This is a genomic window from Salinicola salarius (assembly GCF_003206135.1).
In the GTDB taxonomy this organism is placed as follows: Bacteria; Pseudomonadota; Gammaproteobacteria; order Pseudomonadales; family Halomonadaceae; genus Salinicola; species Salinicola salarius.
In genome coordinates, this window is record NZ_PZJT01000031.1 from 1 (window position 1) to 1,033 (window position 1,033).

General features: G+C 63.2%; 1 protein-coding gene. It reads left to right on the top strand.

The window, feature by feature from the left end; translation table 11 throughout:
- Window positions 1–82 precede the first annotated feature (82 nt).
- Complete coding sequence (locus tag DOM32_RS17500; protein ID WP_110637032.1) at window positions 83–1,033, top strand: IS481 family transposase; 951 nt, start codon at window positions 83–85, stop codon at window positions 1,031–1,033.

The window sequence follows — 1,033 nt, forward strand, 5'->3', positions numbered from 1 at the left end:
TGTGATCTCTCGGTAGGTTGTTCATCCGGAGCCTACCCGGACAATTGGAGGTGCGACCCAAACCAACCTCCAGGAGGCCCGGATGAACACCCATAAGAATGCCCGTCTCACACCGCATGGTCGAGCCCTGCTGGCCGCCCGTGTCATTGATGAAGGGCTACGGCCCAGGGAGGTGGCTCAAGCCCAGGGTGTCAGCGTGAGAACGGTCTACAAATGGGTTCATCGTTTCCGCAAAGAAGGGGTTGCCGGTCTGCAAGACCGCACGTCGCGCCCTTCACGAAGCCCCCTGGCGACAGACGCCGCTACCGTCAAACAGCTCATCGAACGGCGTCAGCGACGTCAAACCTATCGCCAGATTGCCCAGGCGTTGGGGATCGGACAGAGCACGGTGGCGAGGATTCTCAAGCGCAAGGGGCTGAACCGGCTGGCTGCCCTGTCACCGGCAAGGCCCGACAATCGCTATGAGCACGAGGCGCCGGGAGACCTCCTGCACCTGGATATCAAGAAGCTGGGGTGCTTCGAGCGCCCGGGGCATCGAGTGACCGGCGATCGCCAGCAGAACACGCCGAAGGCGGGGTGGGAATATGTCCATGTGGCCATCGACGATCACTCGCGACTGGCCTTCAGTAGCCTTCATCCCGACGAAACAGGCTGGAGTGCCTGCCTGGCCCTGCTGCGGACAGTGCGCTACTACGCCAGCCTGGGGATCCGCTTTAACCGGGTGCTCACCGACAACGGCGCCTGCTATCGCTCCCGTCGCTTCCAGCGTCTATGCCGGCGGCTGGGGCTGAAGCACCGCCGGACCAAGCCGTACAGCCCGCGCACCAACGGCAAGGCCGAGCGGTTCATCCAGACGGCGCTGCGTGAGTGGGCCTACGCTCGGTCATACGCGAGCTCGGAGGAGCGAGGCAGGCACCTACCTGCCTGGCTTCACCAGTACAACTGGCATCGGCCGCATGCCAGCCTGGATTACTGTCCTCCGGTTAGTCGGCTGGGCCTTTCCGTGAACAACCTGGTGGGTTTACACAGCTAG

Bases quoted from the DNA above. Each gene is read 5' to 3' on its own strand.
- DOM32_RS17500 (WP_110637032.1), top strand. From the start codon at position 83: ATGAACACCCATAAGAATGCCCGTCTCACACCGCATGGTCGAGCCCTG.